The organism is Actinomycetota bacterium (assembly GCA_018830725.1).
Lineage (GTDB): Bacteria > Actinomycetota > Humimicrobiia > JAHJRV01 > JAHJRV01 > JAHJRV01.
On the sequence record JAHJRV010000095.1, the window covers coordinates 1 to 4,565 of the forward strand.

2 protein-coding genes are annotated in these 4,565 nt (G+C 27.4%); both read left to right on the forward strand.

Annotation, left to right across the window (positions count from 1 at the left end; all coding sequences use genetic code 11):
- On the forward strand, positions 1–891 hold an 891-nt coding region (locus KKC53_04715; protein ID MBU2598464.1), incomplete at its 5' end, for a hypothetical protein.
- A 395-nt stretch (positions 892–1,286) separates the two neighbouring features.
- The coding region (locus tag KKC53_04720) for a hypothetical protein (GenBank protein MBU2598465.1) at positions 1,287–4,565 on the forward strand (3,279 nt) is incomplete at its 3' end.

Here is a 4,565-nt window from a genome sequence, read left to right on the forward strand (position 1 = left end):
ATAAATCACTTGCCTAGAAAAGCTGATATTGAGTTAAAAGATAAGAAAGATAGTATAAAAATAAGATGTCGAAATAGTAAATACAATTTGTTGAAAATTTCAGAATCAGTTATTGAAAATGTATTTACTCATGCACCTTCTGAAGCTAAATTCAAAAAATTGACTGCAGTAAATTTTGGTGTATTTAAAGAGCGTTTATCAAAAGCTCTTAATTTTACTAAAAAAGGGGAAAAATATGATGTATCACAACTACTAGGTGTACTTTTCTATTTCAATGGTAATTTGAATATGACTGCAACTAACTCTTATTATCTATACACAACAGAATTAAAAAATTCTAAGGGTAAAGAATTTAGTACTATATTAGATTCTGATGACCTTAGTGCAATACTACCACTCGATTACTCTAACTTCACAGATGTAGTATTCTTTATGTCTGAAAATTCAAAGATTGTGAAAATAGTTATTGATAAAAATGAGTTCTATTTTACCCCTATTTCTGGTAAATACCCAGATTTTCAGGATTTTCTTGATGAAACAATAAATTATAAAAGTAAATTCGATGTAGAAACAGAACCTTTATTAAAATCAATAGAACTTGCTAATCAGGTAGAAAGTTGCACGTCAATTAAAATAACACCAAAGAAAATTAAAGTCAGCACTAACGGTAACAAAAATGCAGACAATTTTGAAAATATAATAAGTTGTACTTCTAATTCTTCGGGTAATGTTAATTTTAACGCTAACTTTATGACTAAAATACTAAAATCTGTTTCTGTAAAAGAACTGAGTATGTTTTTTACTAAAGATGTAAATAAGCCTATTAGGATAATACCTAAGGATTCTAATGATGAGGTATTCCTGCTCGCCCCGATGAATACAGATAATTAGTATTTTTTATAATGTAGGGCTGGCTATATTAATTTGTAGTCAGCCCTCTTTATTCTCTTTTACCTACCAAATTACCTCTTTCTTAACTCTTTCTTACTTCTTTCTTTCCTACCTAATTACTTATCTTTTAAAAATCATTTTTTTATTACATCACACTTTATTTTAATAAAATAGAGTTGTGAACTTTAAATGTTTAGCACCTATTTTCCCTCCCAATGCTCCTTCAATTAACTTGCCTAATATCCTGTCTAATTTCCTACCTTATTTCTTTTCTTTTTTAAATCCATATTTTTTAAATAAATTTCTAAAAATAATATTGACATAATATTGAAAGTTATGTATTATATGGTATATAATGGTAAATATATAAGATTTAAATTGAAAGAAGGGGCAAAGTGATTTTAATTTTTTTAATTATAATTTTTATATTTATTCTAATTTTACTTTACTTTACGCTTAATCCTTACATAATAAAAAACTACATTATAAATACAAATACAAAAAATAATGAATTAAAAACACTAAAGATTACCCTGCCCACTAATATTGAAAGTGATTTTGCATCAGTTAATCAATTTATAGACAATTTATCAGTTCTTTATGATTATCTCAATGCTAATAAATTTAAATTTTTAAAAGTCCTTAGATTCCCTCCAACTATAAATTTTACAATTTTATCTGAAAAAAAAGAGATATATATTTTTATAGAATATCCTGGTAATTTAATAAATTTTAAAAATGAGATAGAGTCTATTTTTAAGGTAGGCTGTTATGAAGAAGTAACTATTGAAGAAGTACAAAGCAATTATTTAGATAAATATTTCATAAATAACAATTTTAATTATAAATGTGTAAAAGCATCGCCATTAACTTATCTGCCGTTTTCTGACCATAGCAAATTAAATTACAACTCTTCCCCATACACTACTATTTATGAATTTTTAAATAGGCTTACAGGAGATGATATAGCCATTGTTCAATTTACAATAATGCCAGCTAGTAATAGTTATAGAAAATTGATGAAAGCAAAGAAAGAATTAGTTTCTAACCCAGAAAAAAGTATTAAACATATTAATAGATATCAAAGAACCCCACTTGCTCCTGTTCGCGTTGATCAGGAAAAATATCAAACTTATGAAAATAAATTTATATCTTATTTATTTGATACTCAAATAAAAGTAGCTTCAAATAGCGAAAATGGTTTTTCTTGTGTTAGTGCATCTCTAAGTACATGGAAGCATCCAGATACTACTATAAAATTAGTCAATTATAAAAGGGGAATATTGTCTATATTAAATAGATTACTTTTAGGTAAAAATAATTTAATTCTTTCAACAAGAGAGTTATCAGAGATAATGCATTTTCCTGTAAAAGTACCTGAAAGAATAAAACAGTCAGGTTCAAAAAAGTTATCTGCTCCCAATGAATTAATAGATAGGTTTAATAAATTAAAAGATGATTTTAAAGTTCTAATAGGTATAGATCCTAATGGAAATCAGATAGTTATGGGTAGAAATAATATGAAGCGGGGTGTTTATATTATCTCTGTGCCTCGAATGGGCAAAACTATAATTCAAAAAAACATGGTTTTTTCTCTAATTGATTATGGCAAAGATTCAATAGTGATTATAGAGCCACATGAGGGTTTGTATAAAGCTGCAACTTATTATGCCAAAGCTAACGGTAAAGAAGACAGGCTTATTTTAATAGATCCTAATAATTCTGAAAAATTTATTGCTGTTAACCCATTAAGACTAACTGAAACAGAAATTAAATTTTATGAGGGAAGAATCGATGAATTGCTAACTAGAAGAGTAGAAACATTTGCAGAAATTGTTGACAATATATTCGAGTGGAGAAAATTAGCTACAAGAGCAGCGCCTATACTGAATAATATTTTAAAAGTGTTTATTGAAGCTAATTATCATAGCAACGCAGATTTAACCTTACTTGAAATATCAGACTACATAAGAAAGAAAAGATTTAGAGAACACGTAATAAGTTTGTGCCCAAAAGAAAAACAGAAAAGTTATATAGAAGATTTTAATTACATTGAAAGACAAGAGCCTAAAAATAGACGAGCAAGGATATTTGCACCACTGGAAAGTAAAGTAGATCAGTTGCTTTCTTCTGAAATTTTGAAATATATGACCTGTCAAAGGGATAATATCCTAGATTTACCTGAGTTTTTTGATAAAGGTTATTACATATTTGTAAACGCTCAGGAGGGAATATTAGGGATAGAGCATGTTAGATTTTTAGCAACATATATGAGTTCGTTAGTAAGACAAGCTGTAGTATTGCGTGGATTAGATTATAAAAAAGATGTTTTTTTGTTTTATGATGAGTTTCAAAAATTTTGTTCAAAGCAGGTAACTGAAGATTTTGCTGAGATTAGAAAATATGGACTTAACCCATGCGTTAGCCACCAACATCACTCGCAACTTTATAGAACGGATTTTAGAGGTCATCTTTTAGATTCACTACTTAATAATTTCGACGAAAGGATAGTTGGGAGACTTTCAAACCCTGAAGATGCAAGTAAAATGAGAGATTCTATGGAAGCACAGCATTCTCAAAAAAAATATAAATTGCACCCAAAAGATATAACTGAACTTGAAGATTACTATTTTTATTATGATTCTGTTGAAGGAAGAACACCGCTTGATCCTGTATCGGTGAGAATTTACCCGCCTTTATTAAAAAATGTAAAAAATGAAATAATAAAAAATCCTGATAAAAAAAGAGATATACAGAAGTTGAGTGATAAATATGTAGAATTTGAAAAAAATATAGATTTAAAAGAAATAGTAAAAAATAATCCGTATTTAAATAAACATGGAAAAACAAGGGAAGAAATAAAAGAAGAGATATTAGAAAGGAAGAAAAAATATAATCTTGTATTACCTGAAAGATTAGCTGTCAAACATGATAAAGAGAAAAAAGAGGAGTTATTAGAAAAATATCTTGAAAAAGAAAAAAATGAGATTGTAAAAGAAACAGTAGTTGTGCCTACAACATCTGAAAATATACTTGAAGAGAAAGAACCCAAAAAAGAATTCGATAATAAAGATATATTAATGTTAATTTACAAGTGTAGATTCATAAATTTTAGACAGGCATTGGAATTTTTTGGGAATAATATTAATAAATCAGCTCTTTACAATAGATTTAGTAATTTAAAAAAACAGTTATTTGTAGAAGTAAGCAATTTGCCCTTTGAAGATCAAAAAATAGAAAGCAAGAAGGGATATGGAAAAAATAAAGCTTATTTTTTAACCCAAAATTCTCTAAACGAAATATTATCATTGCTATATAAAGAAATAGATAGAACAAAAAGAAGAATGATTAATAACAAGATAATTAACACATATAGAAAACTAAAGAGCATAGATAAACACGAACAATTTTATGGTAGTGTTTTTCACACATTTAAAACTAATGACATAATACTGGAAATTAAAAAAATAGATCACAGCACTATGAATTTTAAGTTAAACAATTTTGAAGTGGAGCCAAGACCAAAATATGCAGGATTTGATGGGGAAGGGGTGGTTAGGAAGATAAAACCTGATTTGATATTTGAGTTTTCCGTATATTCTAAAAATGTAGGGTGGACTAGTTATCATTATATATTAGAGAATGATATGGGAACAGAAACTTTCAAAATATTA